We start from the raw sequence: 15,590 nt of genomic DNA, 5'->3' as shown, positions 1-15,590 counted from the left end.
CGATGGAAGGGACCACGCCAGCGGTCGATCCCGGCCTCGCTGCCGCGCTCCGCGGCCTTGCCGATATCGCCTTGCCACCGCCCGTCTCGATGCTGCCGCAGACCTGGGCCTGGGCGGTACTCGCCGGACTTGTTCTGCTGGCAATCGCCTTCGCGCTCCGGCGCTGGTATCGCCACCGCGAGCTCAATCGTTACCGCCGCGAGGCGCTTGGCGAGCTTCGCCAGATAGAACAGCGCATTGGTGCTGCTCAAACACGTGGCGATGCGCTCGCTGCCCTGCCCGCCCTTCTCAAGCGCACCGCGCTTGCGGTCTGGCCACGCGAGACGATCGCCAATCTGAGCGGCAAGGGCTGGACCGGCTTCCTCGACGCCCATTCCGGTGGCCCAGTCTTTCCCACAACCGCGGCGCATTTCTTCGAAGAGGCTGAGTACCGCGGGCCGGTGGTTTTGGCATCTGTTCCCGAGGCCGAAGCGAAAGCCCATGTTGCGGCGGCACGATATTGGATCGAGGCGCACCATGTACGTCCTTGATCATTCCTGGCTGCTCGTCCTGCTGCCACTTCCGGCCGTCATCTGGTGGCTGCTTCCGGCCTATCGCGAGCAATCGGCGGCGGTCCGGATCCCATTTTTCAAGGACATCACCGCAGCGGCGGGCATCGGCGCGACCGAAGGATCGGTCGTGCCCAAGTCGAACTTTGGGCAGAAGCTGATTGCGCCGATCTGCTGGGGCCTGATCGTACTGGCACTGGCGCGGCCGCAATATATCGAGCCGCCGATCGAAAAGACCGAACCGCAACGCGATCTCATGCTGGCAATCGACCTGTCGCAATCGATGGACACGCGCGACTTTCACGATCCGGCCGGCAATCTGCAGGCCCGGGTCGATGCCGTGCACACGGTCGTCGCCGATTTTATCGACAAGCGCCCCGAAGACCGTCTCGGCCTCATCGCCTTTGGCGATGCCCCCTACCCGCTCGTGCCGTTCACGCTCGACCACAAGACGGTCAAGGCGATGCTGGCCGACAGCCTGCCGGGAATGGCGGGTCCACGCACCGCGATCGGCGATGCGATCGGCCTTGCGATCAAGATGTTCGACCAAAGCACGGCACCGGACAAGGTGCTGATCCTACTGACCGATGGCAACGACACCGCGAGCAAGATGCCGCCCGACAAGGCCGCCGGCATTGCCGCCGAAAAACACATCGTCATCCACACGGTCGGCATCGGCGATCCCAATGCGCAAGGGGAACAGAAGCTCGACACGTCAGTCCTGCAACAGATCGCGACGGCGACACATGGACGATATTTCTTCGGCCAGGACCAGGCCTCGCTGCAGAATATCTACGAGCTTCTCGATCAGTTGACGCCGGAAAACCAGAAGACCCTGTCCTGGCGGCCGCGCATCGAACTGTTCCACTATCCGCTGGGCGCGGCGTTGATCCTCGTCCTCGTCTATCACGCAATCATGTGGCTGCTGTCGGCCCGCGCAGACCGGCGTCGCGAAAGGGAGGCGGGAGCATGATCGCCGACTTCCATTTCCTCAGGCCGCTCTGGCTGCTGGCGCTGCTGGCGGCGCCCCTGCTTGTGATGTTGATCGGCCGTCGCACCGACGTGCGCTCACAATGGCAGGGCATGATCGCGCCACATCTTCTCGACCACCTGCTGATCGAGAAAGGCGGAAGGCGACGGCTGCAACCTGTTCACCTGACGGCCGTGCTGATCGCGATCGCCGCGATTGCGGCTGCCGGGCCGACATGGCAGCGTGAAAAGCCGCCCTTCGTCGAGGATACGGCGCCGCTGGCGATCGCGATCGACCTGACCGAAACGATGAACGCCACTGATGTCTCGCCGACGCGGCTCGAGCGAGCCAAGTTGAAGGTGCAGGATATCCTTTCTCTGCGAAAGGGCGCGCGTACTGCCCTATTTGCCTATGCCGGCACAGCACACATGGTGCTGCCGCTCACCGACGATGCAAACCTCATCAAGACCTATCTGGCCGCCCTCTCGCCGAGCATCATGCCGGTAACCGGCCGAGACACCGGCAGGGCGCTGCAGGTCGCCGAGGATGCGCTTTCCAGCGAGACCGTACCGGGCACGATCCTGTTCATGACCGATGGCGTCGAGCGCACGGCATTCGACGCCTTTGCGCGATATCAGGGCCGCAACGACCTGATGGTGCTCGGCATCGGCACCGCCGATGGCGGCCCGGTGAAGACGGCCGATGGCCAGTTCCTCACCGACGCGACGGGTGCGCGGGTCCGTGCCAAACTCGACGTCGATGCGCTGAAAGCATTGCAGGCGGCGTCGAAAGCGCAGGTCGCAACAGTCACGCCCGACGATAGCGACGTGCGCTGGATCATCAGGCGGATCCAGAGCAGCTTCGCGCAAAAGACCGCCGAAGGCCTGACGCGCTGGTACGATGCCGGCTGGTGGCTGACCATCCCGATCGCACTCCTTGCCGCGTTGTGGTTCCGCCGCGGCTGGACAGTCCGTTGGGCGGTCTATCTGATAGCCGTCGGCACGGTGCTGCCAGGGGTAAAGGCCGAGGCAGCCGATCGCAGCTTTGCCGATCTCTGGTTCACCCCGGACCAGCAGGGCCAGCGGGCCATCGATCGCGGCGATTTCCAGGGAGCGGCCGGCGATTTCCAGGACCCGGCCTGGCAGGGCGTCGCCCTCTTTCGTATCGGACGCTATCAGGATGCCATCGATGCCTTTGCGCAGGGCGATACGGCCGAAAGCTACTATAACCAGGGCAACGCCCTGATGCATCTCGACAAGGCTGAGGAGGCGATTGCCGCCTACCAGCAGGCGCTCAAACGCCGCCCAGACTGGCCCGAAGCCAGGCAGAACCTGGCAGTGGCCGAGAAACGCAAGGCAGACAAGCACAAGCAGGATCAGGATGCCCAGCAGGAGGCGGCCGGGCTCGATCCGGATCAGATCCAGTTCGACGACAAGGGCAAGAAGGGCAAGGAGGGCACGGTGGCGGGAGCGCCGCAAACCGCCGAGATGTGGATGCGTAATATCCAGGTTTCCCCGGCCGATCTGCTGGCAAGGAAGTTCGCGATCGAAGCGAAGGATGCGAAACCATGAAGCTTCGCATCTACGCGATTCTCCTGGGGATTTTCGCGCTCTGGCTGTCGCTGGCGAACGTCGCGCTGGCAGCCGATCCATTCGCCCGCGCCACGCTCGCCACCAAGGGAACGATCTACGCCGGACAGCAGGTTGAGGTCGACGTCGACGTTTTCGCGCCGAACTACTTTCTGTCGCCGCCACAGTTTCCGCTGTTCGACCTTCCCGGCACGATCGTGACGATGCCAGACGATCGCGGTCTGAACCTCAACGAGACAATCGATGGTGTCGATTTCTCCGGTATCCGCAAGACCTACGTCATCGCCCCGCAGGCGGCGGGAGACTACACTTTGCCGCCTGTCGATATCCCGTTCGGTTATGCGGCCGTTCCCGGCGAAACCACGCAAGGGCGGGTGAAATTGCCGACGCTGCGGCTGACAGTGACGGCGGTACCCGGCGGCGCTGACGGCAAGGCCGGCGTCACCGCCGCGAAAGTGACGATCACGCAGGTCTTTGATCGTGATCCGGCAAGCCTGCGTGCCGGCGACGCTCTGGTTCGCACCGTTACCGTCGAAGCGGATGGACTGGCGGCGATGATGATCCCGGAGCCGTCCTTCGAAGCACCGGCGGGTGTCAAAGTCTATGTCCACGACCCCTTGCTCTCCGAGCATAGGTCGGATCGCGGCGTGTTCCTGGGCGGCGTCCGCAAGGACACGGCCACCTATGTCTTCGCGAAAGCCGGGACCTACACGATCCCCGCAATCAGCCTGCAGTGGTTCAATCCGTCGCGCGGCAAGACGCAAACGGCCGAAGCGCCGTTGGCCAAGGTTTCGGTTGTGGCAGCACCTGCAGATGCGACCGCCCTTGCCCCGCCGCACCCGCCGCCGGAGAATGCGCCATTCGACTGGCAGTGGTGGGTCGGCGCAGGCCTGGTGGTGGTGGCACTGGCGCTCCTGATCCACTTTGCCGCCGTTATGGCCGGCCGTATCCAGGCATGGTTTGACGAAATACGGACGCGCAAGGCGCAGTCCGAGGCAACGGCTTTCCATCGCGTCGACGAGGGATGCCGCAGCGGCGACGCAGAGCGGTTCGAGGCGGCGATCGACGCATGGTCGCGCAAGACGGGGAATGTTCCAATGACCCAGTGGCTCGATCGCTTCGCCGACCCGGAGACAAGGGCCGCCTTCGCCAACCACCAGCAGTCGCTTTATCGAGACCAGCAGGACGCGGCGCAGAAGCCGAATCTCCTGCCGCTTAGAGCCGGCCTTGGCAAAGCCAGAAGCCGCTGGCTCGAGCAAATCTTCGACGACGAGCCGGTGCCGGCCAATGAACTCCCCGATCTCAATCCGGCGTTCGACGCCGATTTACCAACCAGTCGCTAGCGCTGCCGGACCGGGCGTTACGATCCTTCGTAACTGTTACGTACTTGCCCGTAACACCCGCTTCAACCCAAAGTTCAACGGTACATTCCGAGACTTTGCCTACCTGACTAAAAGCAATCCATCGTGCCTCGAGGAGACATGAGATGCCCATTGATATGAAGAATGCCATCGGACTGCTGGCTGCTTCAGCAGTTCGAAGGTCCATCAAGCCGAAAGCGCTTGCGCTTGCGGGCACCGTGCTGATGTCGACGCTATCGGCATCGGTAATGCCAGCAATGGCCCAGGATGCGGCCAAGCCCAATATCCTCGTCATCTTCGGCGACGATATCGGCCAGACCAACATCAGCGCCTATTCCATGGGTGTCATGGGCTACAAGACGCCCAATATCGACCGGCTTGCCTCTGAAGGCATGATGTTTACGGACTACTACGCCGAGAACAGCTGCACCGCCGGCCGCTCCACTTTCATCACCGGCCAGTCGGTGCTTCGTACCGGCATGTCGAAGGTCGGCGTTCCCGGAGCGCCCGTCGGCATCCAGGACCGAGACGTAACGATCGCCCAGGCGCTGAAGCCGCTCGGCTATGCGACGGGCCAGTTCGGCAAGAACCACCTGGGCGACCAGGATCGTTTCCTCCCGACAGCGCACGGTTTCGACGAATTCTTCGGCAACCTCTATCACCTCAATGCCGAGGAAGAGCCGGAGCGCCCCTACTGGCCGAAGGATCCCAATGATCCTTTCGTCAAGGCGGCCACGCCCCGCGGCGTGCTGCATTCGTTCGCCGACGGCAAGATTGAGGATACCGGCGCACTCAACACCAAGCGCATGGAAACGATCGACGACGAGACCACGGCAGCAGCCATCGGCTTCATGGAAAAGCAGGTCAAGGAAGGCAAGCCCTTCTTCACCTGGATGAACACGACGCGCATGCATCTGTTCACCCATATCCGGCCGGAATATAAGGGACAGAGCGGCATGCCGGGCAACGACTATGCCGACGGCATGATCGAGCACGACAACGATGTCGGCAAGCTGTTGAAGGCACTCGACGACCTGAAGATCGCCGAGAACACCATCGTCGTTTACGCCACCGACAACGGGCCCAATCAGTTCTCCTGGCCGGACGCGGCGACAACCCCGTTCCGCAGCGAGAAGGACACCAACTGGGAAGGCGCCTTCCGCGTGCCGGCGATGGTGCGCTGGCCGGGCAAGATCAAGCCCGGTGTTTCCAACGAGATGGTTTCCGGTCTCGACTGGTTCCCGACCTTGCTTGCCGCTGCCGGTGACAAGGACGTCAAGGACCGGCTGTTGACGGGCACCAAGCTCGGCGACAAGGACTTCAAGGTTCACCTCGACGGCTACAACCAGCTTCCCTACCTTCTAGGCGAGCAGCCGAAGGGCGCGCGCAACGAGTTCTTCTACTTCAACGACGACGCCAAGCTCGTGGCCATTCGCTGGGACAACTGGAAAGCGGTCTTCTGCGAAATGCGCAAGCCCGGTGGCTTCGACGTCTGGCAGGATCCGTTCACCTGCCTGCGTGTGCCGAAGATCTTCAACCTGCGCATGGACCCCTATGAGCGGGCCGACATCGTCTCCGACCAGTACGACGACTGGAGGACGAAGAACGTCTATCTTGCAGGGATAGCCACCATGAAGGCCGCAACCTTCCTGGAAACCTTCATCGAGTATCCGCCGAGCCAGAAGCCAGCGAGCTTCTCGGTCGACCAGGTCGAGGAAGGCGTGCATGCCAAGATCGACGAAATCATGAAAAAGGCCCCGGCCGCCCAATAAGCTGACGAAGGCGGCGCTCACCCGAGCGCCGCCTTTTCTTTCTTTGCATTTAGAATCTATGGTGAGCCGGATTGACCGCAAAGAGTTCCGCGCCCGTACGCTCGGTCGATGTCGACGGGGCTAACGAGAGACAGGGCATGCAGCAACGGGCCTTTGCCATCAGCCCCGCAGTGGCCGGGTTCATGCTTTTCCTTTCCGGCGCGGCCGCGCTGATCTTTCAGGTTCTCTGGATCAAGCAACTCTCGCTCGTCACCGGTGTCGATGTCCATGCGGTCAGCGCCGGCGTCAGCGCCTTCTTTCTCGGCCTTGCCCTCGGCAGCTTCGCCATTGGTCGCTTCGGTGATCGTGCCCACCGTCCCTTGCGCCTCTATGCGCTGCTTGAGACCGGCGTCGCCCTGCTCGGCGTTGTCGCCACATTTGCACTGGCGCGGATCGCGCCTCTCTTCGTCTCGATCGAGTCGAGCTTGCCTGTTGTCGCGTGGGGGATGCTGATCCTGCTCGTCGCCACACCAGCCTTTCTGATGGGCGGCACGCTGCCTGTTCTTCTGCGCGGCCTGCAGTCGGCTCCCGGCGGGATCGGGACCAAAGGCGGACGCCTCTACGCTGCCAATACGCTTGGCGCGATCGTCGGCTGCCTCGCCGTCTCCTTCGTCATCATTCCAGCGCTTGGGGTCCAGGCCACCGGCCTTGCCGCCGCCGCTCTCGGGCTAACCGCCGCTGCTATCGGCTTCTTGCGCAGTTCGGCTTTCGCCGTCTCCGCGCCGGACGCATCGCCGGCATCGTCCACTGGCGAAGGTGGGTCTCGCCTGGCGCTTGTTCTCTACGCGCTCGCCGGCGGCGTCGCGCTCGGCTACGAGGTCGCCTGGTCGCAGGCGATCGTGCAATTTATCTCCACCCGCTCCTTTGCCTTCTCCGTTGTGCTTGCCACCTACCTTGCCGGCCTTGCGCTGGGCGCAGCACTCTTTGCGCGGCGGACCGATCGGCTTGCCGATCCCTGGACCGCGTTCGGCCTGCTGATTACCGCCGCCGGCCTCGTCGCCCTTTTCGAACTGGCTGTGCTCGGCACCTGGCTCACCGCCTGGCAGACGAATGCCGAAGCTACGGTCGCAGCCATGACGGGCAGCATCTTTGCCGGCATGAGCGCGCGGTTTGTCGTGGCGGCGCTGAGCATCGTTTTCGTTCCGACGCTGATCCTCGGTGCTGCCTTTCCAGTCGCGTTGCGCCTTGCGGTCAACCCCGCCCATGTCGGGCGCGATACCGGCCGTGTGCTGGCGTTCAACACGCTCGGCGGCATCGCAGGAACCCTGGTCACGGGCTTTCTGCTGATCCCGGCACTCGGCATCATCCGCAGCTTTGCCATATTGGCGGTCGTCGCCGCCGTGATCGGCCTTGTCGCAATCTTCAGGGGCAAAGGCAGCGTGCTTGCCGGCTCTCGCCTGGTCGTGCCCGTGCTCGGCGCCCTCACGCTTTTGCTTGCGGTCCTCGTGCCATCGGACCGGCTCGCCACTCTGCTGACGAAGTCGCGCAGCGACGGTAGAATCATTTCCTACGAAGAGGGCCTCGGCGCCACGGTCGCGGTTATCGAGCAGGGGCAAGCCGACCGCCGCTTCCGCCGGCTCTATATCCAGGGTGTTTCCAACACCGGCGATGCCATGCCGTCGCTGCGCTACATGCGGCTGCAGGCTTTGTTGCCGCTCCTCATCCACAAGGGCGAACCGAAGTCGGCGCTGGTGATCGGGCTTGGAACCGGCATTACCGCCGGCTCGCTGCTCGCCTATCCCGGGCTGGAACGCCGCGTGGCAGCGGAGCTATTGCCCTCCGTTGCGCGTGCAACAAGCCTGTTCAAGGGCAATTATGACGCAGCCAAGGATCCCCGACTTGAGGTCCGGCTGCGCGACGGGCGCCGCGAACTGCTGCGCAGCCAGGAACGCTACGACCTCATCACCCTGGAGCCGCCGCCGCCATCGGCGGCCGGCGTCGTCAATCTCTACTCGTCGGACTTCTACCGCCTCGCGCGCGACCGCCTGGCTGAGAATGGCATGGTCGCGCAATGGCTGCCGATCGCAACCCAGAACGACGAAGACACCCGCTCCCTCGTCAGGAGCTTCCTCGACACCTTCCCCGAAGCTACGCTCTGGTCGACGGAACTGCACGAGATGCTGCTCATCGGCTCGCTCGAACCGCAACAGCTCGACGCGACACGAATTGCCGACCGGATGAAAGAGCGCTCGATTGCCGCAGCCCTCGGCGAGGTCGGCATTTCCAGCCCCGCGGATCTGCTGGCGACCTGGATGATGGACCGCACGGGGCTGGAACGTTACGCGGGTTCTGCACTTCCGGTGACCGACGACCAGCCTCGGATCGAATATGCAAGCTGGGTGCGCCCCGACGAGTTGCAGCGCACCCTTCCGGCGCTGATCGCCCTGCGGACGGAACTCCCGCTCCTTGCCGCCGACCCCGCAGCGAAAGCATCGATTGCCGAGGCGCACAACCGGCTGCTGCTCTTCTACCAGGCCTCGCTCAATGCCTATGCCGGCTACCGCGCCGAATGGGCTCGCGACATGGAGCTGCTGATGCAGGTCGAGCCGGCCAATCCCTATTACAAATGGTTCGTTTCAAACAGTCAGCGATGACCGATTGGCTGAGGTGATCGATGCGGCTCCAAGCCCTGCGTCGGCACCTGCAAGCCGCGCTGCCAACCGCAACCGACCAAGAATAATTCCGCGAGAAATGCAGCTGGGCGCGAAATATTTGCGCAACAGCCCTTGTGAATGGGACGGATTTGCAACCCTGTCTCCGCGGTCACGGTATACTCTGTCGCTCAATCGAACCAACCATCTGTTGGACAGGGAGGCAGGGTATCTTCATGACAAACGAGGACAAGACCGGGGACGCGGCGACATCACGCGCCGCGATGGAAGGCGAGTTGGGCATTCTCGCACGGCGACGCATAGAGGCGGGCATTATCGCGCCGATCTATGAGGCAATGCGCGAAGAGATCGGCGAGGAGCGCGCCCAGGCTATTCTCGACAAGGCCGTCAGCCGCGCCGCGATCGAGGCCGGCAAGGCGTTTGCGGCGAAAACGCCTGGCGGTACCAACCTGCGGACATTCCAGGAGTTGCAGGATCTCTGGACGCAGGATGATGCCCTGACGATCGAGGTGACGAAGGCGACCGACGACGAATTCCACTACAACGTCAAGCGCTGTCGCTACGCCGAGACCTATCGCGAGATGGGGCTCGGCCATATCGGCCACCTGCTTTCCTGCAACCGCGACGGCGTGTTCTGCACCGGCTACGATCCGCGCATCACGCTCGAGCGCACGCAAACGGTGATGCAGGGCGCGTCCCATTGCGATTTCCGCTACCGCCTGAATGCTGAAGCAACCGGAGAGCAGAAATGACCACGGCGGGACAGCCAAGCAAAACCCCGGCCGCCGGCACCAACATGCCCCGGATCAACGGCGACCGGCTATGGGCTGATATCGTCACGACCGCTCGCTTCGGTGGCACCGACAAGGGCGGCGTCACCCGGCTGACACTGACGGAAGAGGACCGGCAGGTCCGCGACTGGTTCGTCGGCGAATGCCGCTCGCTTGGTTGCACGATCGACGTCGACGGGATCGGCAATATCTTCGCCACCTACCCCGGCGAAGATCCATCACTGCCGCCTATCGCCGTCGGCAGCCACCTTGATACCCAGCCGCAGGGCGGCAGGTTCGATGGCGTCCTCGGCGTTCTTGCCGGGGTTGAACTGATCCGCACGCTGAAGGAGACCGGCACAGTGCTGCGGCATGGCCTGACCGTCGTCAACTGGACGAACGAGGAAGGCTCGCGCTTCTCGCCGGCGATGATGGGGTCCGGCGTCTTTTCCGGCGCATCCTGCCTGGAAGCGATCGAGGCCCTGACTGACCGGGACGGGACGACCGTGAAGACGGCGCTCGAAACGATCGGCTATCGCGGCGAAATCCCTGTCGGACATGTGGGCTTTGCCGCCTATGTCGAACTCCACATCGAGCAGGGCCCGCTCCTGGAAGCGGCGGCGACGGAAATCGGCATCGTCACAGGCGTGCAGGGCGTGCGCTGGTTCGACGTCTCCATTACCGGGACGGAGGCGCATTCGGGCAGCACCCCGATGGCGCAGCGCGACGACGCGCTGGTCGCGGCCTCAGAGATCGTGCTTGCCGTGCGCGACATCGCCCGCCGTCATTCGCCCGGTGTCGGGACAACAGGCTTTGCCACGGTCGGCCCCAATTCCCGCAATGTCGTGCCGGGCACAGTGCAATTGCAGATCGATATGCGTCACCCTTCGGAAGCAGGCCTGAACCAAATGCAGGCCGCGCTGGAGCAGGCTGTCGCAGCGATCGATGCCGAGATCGGGCTCAAACACATCTGGTCGAAGCAGCCGGTTGTCTTCGATCCCGATATCGTCGATGCAGTGCGTGCCAGCGCCGAGGCACTCAGCTATTCCGCAACCGAAGTGGTCTCCGGTGCCGGTCACGATGCAGCCCATATCGCCGGCATCTGCCCGACGGCCATGATCTTCGTGCCTTCCAAGGACGGGCTGTCGCACAACGAGGCGGAATATTCCTCGCCTGAGGAATGCGCGCGCGGTACCGACGTCCTGCTGCAGACGGTACTGCAGATCGACCTGAAATAACGACAGATGTCGCCGGCAGGGATTTTCCCGCCGGCGACGTTTTCTCAGTGCGTGCTGGTTCAGCCGCGGGCTGAATCCAATTGCTCGTGCTCTTTCTCGACCTGCTGTGCCTTCAGGTAGCTTTCGATCAGCAACTGATATTCCGGGAAGATCTTGGTGTAGATCTCGGCCCATTGCTGCGCGTCGTCACGATGCCAGGTGCGCTGCAGCTCGGATGCGACGGCCGCCGTGTCCATCGGGACAACGCCCGCCTGGACGACGCGGGCAAGCGTGATCTCCTGCGCCATTTTCGAGTAGGTACCCGAAGCATCGACGACGGCGAAGACCTTGTAGCCTTCATGGACGGCGCTGATGGCCGGGAATGCCATGCAGACGCTGGTGATGGTGCCGGCAATGATCAGCGTCTTGCGGCCCGTCGCCTTTACGGCGGCCACGAAGTCCGGATTGTCCCAGGCGTTGATCTCGCCGCGACGCGCAATGTACGTGGCATGCGGCGCATTCGCATGGATTTCCGGGATCAACGGACCGTTCGGCCCCTGCGGCACCGACGCCGTGGTGATCACAGGCATCTTCGTCAGCGTCGCCATGCTGGCAAGGGCTGCCGCATGGGCGCGCAGCTTCGGCATCGGCATGTCGTTGACGGTCTGGAACAGCCCGCTCTGGTGATCGATCAGAAGCATGACCGCATCATCGGGATCGATGACCGGGCGAGCGCCGTTGAAGTTGGCGACATTGTTGACGTTCGTCATGGGTATTCTCCTGTTGCCAGACCGCAATTAGCGGGAAGCCTTGGTGGTGGTGTAGCTGCTGATCAGGTTGCGGTAGTCGGGGATATGGTTGGAGAACAGCGTTCCCAGCCCCTCGACGTCGTTGCGCCAATCGCGATGCAGCTCGCAGGCGAGACCAAACCAGGTCATCAGCTGGGCACCGGCCTGCGACATGCGATCCCAGGCCGAATGGCGGGTGATCTCGTTGAACGTGCCTGACGCGTCAGTGACGACGAAGACGTCAAAACCTTCCTCGAGGGCGGACAGGGCCGGGAATGCAACGCAGACCTCGGTGACGACGCCGGCAATGATCAGCTGCTTCTTGCCGGTGGCCTTGATCGCCTTGACGAAGTCTTCATTGTCCCAGGCATTGATCTGTCCGGGGCGGGGGATGAACGGTGCATCCGGGAACATTTCCTTCAGTTCCGGCACGATCGGGCCGTTCGGGCCATCCTCGAAGCTGGTCGTCAGAACCGTCGGCAGCTTGAAGTATTTCGCGAGGTCCGCGAGTGCCAGGACGTTGTTCTTGAACTTGTCGGGATCGATATCCCTGACCAGCGAGAGCAGGCCCGCCTGGTGGTCGACGAGCAGAACCGCAGCCTGATCCTTGTCAAGACGCTTGTAGGTTTTTGCCATAGTGAAGACTCCTTCATCTTTCGTCATGTCCGCGTGCTCTGGCCGTTGATCGGCCGTCATGGGCTCGGCGCGGAGTTCCGAGCCCCCGAGAACTCAAAGTGCCGGTTCGGACACAGCGCCGAAGCGCCCGTTCTGGAAGTCGGCGAAGGCCTGGCGGATTTCGTCGACCGTGTTCATCACGAAGGGGCCGTGCATGACCACGGGTTCATCGATCGGCTCGCCGCTCAAGACGAGAACGGTCGCATCGGAGCTGGCGTCGAGCGTAATGGCGCCGCCTTCGCGGCCGAGGAGGCCGAACTGGGCTTCGCCGATCAGATCGCTGCCGTTCACCAGCACGGTGCCGTGTAGCACCGCCAGGCCGACCGAATGGCTCTCAGGCAGGTCGAGTGCAAGAGAGCCACCCCGTTTCAGGCGGAGGTCCCAAAGATTGATCGGGGTAAATGTCTTCGCAGGTCCATTGCGACCGTCGAACGCGCCGGCGATCACCCGCAACGTCCCGGCATCCTCCGGCAGCGTCACCGTCGGAATGTCGCCGTTGACCAGCGCCTGGTAACCAGGCTTTGCGGATTTGGCGCGCGCCGGCAGGTTGACCCAGAGCTGGACCATCTCCAGCGTCCCGCCCTGTTTGGTGAAGGCGTCGGAATGGTATTCTTCGTGCAGGATGCCGCCGCCGGCCGTCATCCATTGCACGTCGCCGGGACCGATATGGCCGCCATTGCCTGCCGAGTCGCGATGATCCACTTCGCCGCGATAGACGATGGTCACCGTCTCGAAGCCGCGATGCGGATGCACGCCGACGCCACGCGGCCGGCTGTCCGGTGCAAATTCTGTCGGGCCTGCATAGTCGAGCAGCAGGAACGGGCTTGCATGTTCGCCGACGCTGTCATGGGACAGCAGCGAACGGACCGGAAAACCATCGCCAACCCAGTGCTGCCGGGCGTTTCCAAAAATGCCGAGTATCTTGCGCATTGGTGTTTCTCCTTGTGCATCGCCTTGCAAGCGATGACGTTGGGAGGAACATATTCTCGCGACAAATCTGGCGGTAGACAGCCAAATCGGACTATAGTGTCCTATCAATAGGACAATCATCCGCCATGCAGGACCTGAACGATCTTAAGCTTTTCGTCGATGTCGTCGAGCAGAACGGTTTTGCTGCGGCCGCGCGCAAGCTCAATATGCCGCGTTCGCGGCTGAGCCGCCGCATCGGCTTGCTGGAAGAACAGCTTGGCGTCCGCCTTGTTCAGCGTTCGACGCGCCACTTCGTCGTGACGGATATCGGCAGGGAGTACTATCGCCATTGTGTGGCGATGCTGGTCGAGGCGGAAGCCGCGCAGGAGGTGATCGACCGTATGCGCTCCGAACCGCAGGGCGTCGTGCATGTCAGTTGTCCCTCCTCGGTCCTCTATTTCCAGGTCGGCGAGATGATTGCCCGCTTCATGGCCGGCTGCCCGAAGGTCGAGGTGGTGCTCGAAAGCACCAATAGGCAAGTGGATGTGCTGCGCGAAGGCATAGACGTGGCCATCCGCGTTCGTTTTCCACCGCTCGAGGAGAGCGATCTCGTGATCAAGAGGCTGGCTGAAAGCGGGCAGCGCCTGGTCGCCAGCCCCGGACTGCTCGGTCAGGATGCACGACCGCTGAAGCCCGCCGATCTCACGGCCCTTCCGAGCCTGGCATGGAATTCCAACCGGCAGGAGCATGAGTGGTGTCTGGACGGTCCTGATGGTGCCAATGCCATTGTCCGCCATCACCCGCGGCTTGTCACCGAAGATATGGTGGCCCTGCGCCTCGCCGCCCTGAAAGGCGTCGGCGTCACCCAGCTGCCGACCATGGTCGTCAGGCAGGACCTGAAGGACGGAACGCTGGTCGACGTGCTGCCCGACTGGGCGCCCCGATCAGGCATCATTCACGCAGCCTTTCCATCGCGGCGCGGCCTGCTTCCCTCGGTCAGGGCTCTGCTCGACTTTCTCGCGGCCGAATATGCCGAACTTGCACGCCTTGACGAGCCGGGGACCTGATCGGCGCCGATGACGCGCCGCAAGCCGCAGCCTCAGGAATGGTCGGCGGCGCGGGTCTTCAGGATTGCCGAAAAGCGCGGGTCAAATGTGCGGCTGATCGGCTCGGCGGCAGCGCCGATCGCGACCGCCCAGGGATCGGTGAAGCCGACCTGCAGGCGCGGCAGACTGCGATCACGGCGATCGGCGAGTGACGGAAGCAGCGGTTGCATCGCATCCGTGACCAGCCGCGCCAGGCCGGGCGGAAGCCCGCCGCACAGGATCACCGTCTGCGGGTCGAAGATGGTTTCGAGTGCCTGGACAGCCGCGCGCAGTTCGTAGACGGCCGCATCCAGCCAACCGGGCAACCTGATATCTTCACTCTCCACGGCCGCATCAATGTGGGCATAGAGGTCCGGATCGGCAGGATCGAGCGCGAGTAGCTTGCACAGAGAGGCGATCGACGCGCGGTATTCAAGCGGGGTGCGCTCATGCTCGGCAGCACCGCGCGGCAGGCTGAGAATCATGCCGATCTCGCCGGCATTGCCATTGGCACCGCGATAAAGCTCGCCGTTGAGGATCAGCCCCGCGCCAAGGCCGTAGCCGAGATAGATGCAGATCGCGTGATCGACGCCATGGGCGGCGCCGACCAGGCGCTCGGCCGTCGCTGCAGCGGCCGAGTCGTTCTGCAGGCCGACATCGAGACCTGTGCCTGCAGCAAGCGTTTCGAGCAGCGGGAAATTCTGCCACGCCGCCATCATCCAGGGATCGTCAGCGTCGGCGTCGATACCGAAGGGACCGGGCATCGCCGCACCGAGCCCGACGAGGCGATCCTCCGATTGCGGCGCGATCGACGCCAGGTCGCTTCGGGTCTTTTCGATCAGGTCGAGAATGGTTTTCACGCCGGTCGCCGGCCCGCCCGCCGGAAGGTTGGCCTCCCGGCGCGCCAGGACCGTCCCCACCAGGTCGACGGCGATGGTGCGTGTGACGTGCCTGTCGATCTGCAGGCCGATCGCGAAGGCGCCCTCGGCAACCAGACGATAGGGCGTTGACGGCTGTCCCCGGCCGCTGCGAACGACTGCCAGCGACTGAACCAGCCCGTCACGCTCAAGCTCTTCGATGATGTTTGAAACCGTCTGCTTCGTCAGCGCCGTCGCACGGGCAAGATCGGCGCGGGACAGCTGCCCGTTCAACCGCAACGCGTCGATCATGACACGACGGTTGTGGGCGCTCGCCCCTTCCTGGTTGGTGCCGCTCTTTGCCCGGATCGGGCGTAAATCATTCATCCTCAAAACCC

13 protein-coding genes are annotated in these 15,590 nt (G+C 63.3%); 9 read left to right on the top strand and 4 right to left on the bottom strand.

Features of this window, described 5'->3' with window-relative positions:
* Positions 1–2 precede the first annotated feature (2 nt).
* The 8 genes from C6558_RS09970 (at position 3) to C6558_RS09935 (ending at position 10,899) form a co-directional block, all read left to right on the top strand.
* The gene (locus C6558_RS09970; RefSeq protein WP_057211353.1) at positions 3–530 is read left to right on the top strand and encodes a DUF4381 domain-containing protein; all 528 of its coding nucleotides are present in this window, start codon (positions 3–5) and stop codon (positions 528–530) included.
* Positions 517–1,521 carry a VWA domain-containing protein gene (locus C6558_RS09965; RefSeq protein WP_057211354.1) on the top strand — a complete coding sequence of 335 codons (1,005 nt, stop codon included), beginning with the start codon at positions 517–519 and terminating at the stop codon, positions 1,519–1,521. Before C6558_RS09970 ends, C6558_RS09965 begins: the two co-directional genes overlap by 14 nt.
* Positions 1,518–3,089 carry a VWA domain-containing protein gene (locus tag C6558_RS09960; RefSeq protein ID WP_057211356.1) on the top strand — a complete coding sequence of 524 codons (1,572 nt, stop codon included), beginning with the start codon at positions 1,518–1,520 and terminating at the stop codon, positions 3,087–3,089. Before C6558_RS09965 ends, C6558_RS09960 begins: the two co-directional genes overlap by 4 nt.
* On the top strand, positions 3,086–4,450 hold the full coding sequence (locus C6558_RS09955) for a BatD family protein (protein WP_107027185.1): 1,365 nt from the start codon (positions 3,086–3,088) through the stop codon (positions 4,448–4,450). Before C6558_RS09960 ends, C6558_RS09955 begins: the two co-directional genes overlap by 4 nt.
* Before the next feature lie 155 nt (positions 4,451–4,605).
* Positions 4,606–6,240, top strand: coding sequence for an arylsulfatase (locus C6558_RS09950; RefSeq protein ID WP_371412254.1), 1,635 nt, complete (start codon positions 4,606–4,608; stop codon positions 6,238–6,240).
* Positions 6,241–6,311: 71 nt separating this feature from the next.
* Positions 6,312–8,873, top strand: a complete 2,562-nt coding sequence (locus tag C6558_RS09945) for a fused MFS/spermidine synthase (protein ID WP_234907894.1) — start codon at positions 6,312–6,314, stop codon at positions 8,871–8,873.
* Positions 8,874–9,106: 233 nt separating this feature from the next.
* Complete coding sequence (locus C6558_RS09940) at positions 9,107–9,643, top strand: L-2-amino-thiazoline-4-carboxylic acid hydrolase (RefSeq protein WP_025428485.1); 537 nt, start codon at positions 9,107–9,109, stop codon at positions 9,641–9,643.
* Positions 9,640–10,899, top strand: a complete 1,260-nt coding sequence (locus tag C6558_RS09935) for a Zn-dependent hydrolase (protein ID WP_038577813.1) — start codon at positions 9,640–9,642, stop codon at positions 10,897–10,899. The genes C6558_RS09940 and C6558_RS09935 overlap by 4 nt, the downstream gene beginning before the upstream one ends.
* 59 nt (positions 10,900–10,958) lie before the next feature.
* Here C6558_RS09935 and C6558_RS09930 read toward each other — a convergent pair whose 3' ends face one another.
* The 3 genes from C6558_RS09930 to C6558_RS09920 form a co-directional block, all read right to left on the bottom strand.
* Positions 10,959–11,648 carry an isochorismatase family protein gene (locus C6558_RS09930; RefSeq protein ID WP_025428484.1) on the bottom strand — a complete coding sequence of 230 codons (690 nt, stop codon included), beginning with the start codon at positions 11,646–11,648 and terminating at the stop codon, positions 10,959–10,961.
* A 27-nt stretch (positions 11,649–11,675) separates the two neighbouring features.
* A complete protein-coding gene (gene ycaC, locus C6558_RS09925) occupies positions 11,676–12,302 on the bottom strand; it encodes an isochorismate family cysteine hydrolase YcaC (protein WP_025428483.1) in 627 nt (208 codons plus the stop codon).
* A gap of 93 nt (positions 12,303–12,395) precedes the next feature.
* Positions 12,396–13,271 (bottom strand): pirin family protein, encoded by an 876-nt coding sequence (locus C6558_RS09920; protein ID WP_107027184.1) that lies wholly within the window; start codon positions 13,269–13,271, stop codon positions 12,396–12,398.
* A 125-nt stretch (positions 13,272–13,396) separates the two neighbouring features.
* Between C6558_RS09920 and C6558_RS09915 the strand changes: the two genes are divergently transcribed.
* A complete protein-coding gene (locus C6558_RS09915) occupies positions 13,397–14,317 on the top strand; it encodes a LysR family transcriptional regulator (protein ID WP_057211361.1) in 921 nt (306 codons plus the stop codon).
* A 32-nt stretch (positions 14,318–14,349) separates the two neighbouring features.
* Here the strand turns inward: C6558_RS09915 and C6558_RS09910 are convergent, their stop codons facing one another.
* On the bottom strand, positions 14,350–15,579 hold the full coding sequence (locus tag C6558_RS09910) for an ROK family transcriptional regulator (protein ID WP_025428480.1): 1,230 nt from the start codon (positions 15,577–15,579) through the stop codon (positions 14,350–14,352).
* Positions 15,580–15,590: the final 11 nt, after the last annotated feature.

The organism is Ensifer sp. NM-2, from assembly GCF_003024455.1.
GTDB lineage: Bacteria > Pseudomonadota > Alphaproteobacteria > Rhizobiales > Rhizobiaceae > Ensifer > Ensifer canadensis.
This window is presented reverse-complemented; position numbering and strand designations above follow the sequence as displayed.

Bases quoted from the DNA above. Each gene is read 5' to 3' on its own strand.
- C6558_RS09970 (WP_057211353.1), top strand. From the start codon at position 3: ATGGAAGGGACCACGCCAGCGGTCGATCCCGGCCTCGCTGCCGCGCTC.
- C6558_RS09965 (WP_057211354.1), top strand. From the start codon at position 517: ATGTACGTCCTTGATCATTCCTGGCTGCTCGTCCTGCTGCCACTTCCG.
- C6558_RS09960 (WP_057211356.1), top strand. From the start codon at position 1,518: ATGATCGCCGACTTCCATTTCCTCAGGCCGCTCTGGCTGCTGGCGCTG.
- C6558_RS09955 (WP_107027185.1), top strand. From the start codon at position 3,086: ATGAAGCTTCGCATCTACGCGATTCTCCTGGGGATTTTCGCGCTCTGG.
- C6558_RS09950 (WP_371412254.1), top strand. From the start codon at position 4,606: ATGAAGAATGCCATCGGACTGCTGGCTGCTTCAGCAGTTCGAAGGTCC.
- C6558_RS09940 (WP_025428485.1), top strand. From the start codon at position 9,107: ATGACAAACGAGGACAAGACCGGGGACGCGGCGACATCACGCGCCGCG.
- C6558_RS09935 (WP_038577813.1), top strand. From the start codon at position 9,640: ATGACCACGGCGGGACAGCCAAGCAAAACCCCGGCCGCCGGCACCAAC.
- C6558_RS09930 (WP_025428484.1), bottom strand. From the start codon at position 11,648: ATGACGAACGTCAACAATGTCGCCAACTTCAACGGCGCTCGCCCGGTC.
- ycaC (WP_025428483.1), bottom strand. From the start codon at position 12,302: ATGGCAAAAACCTACAAGCGTCTTGACAAGGATCAGGCTGCGGTTCTG.
- C6558_RS09920 (WP_107027184.1), bottom strand. From the start codon at position 13,271: ATGCGCAAGATACTCGGCATTTTTGGAAACGCCCGGCAGCACTGGGTT.
- C6558_RS09915 (WP_057211361.1), top strand. From the start codon at position 13,397: ATGCAGGACCTGAACGATCTTAAGCTTTTCGTCGATGTCGTCGAGCAG.
- C6558_RS09910 (WP_025428480.1), bottom strand. From the start codon at position 15,579: ATGAATGATTTACGCCCGATCCGGGCAAAGAGCGGCACCAACCAGGAA.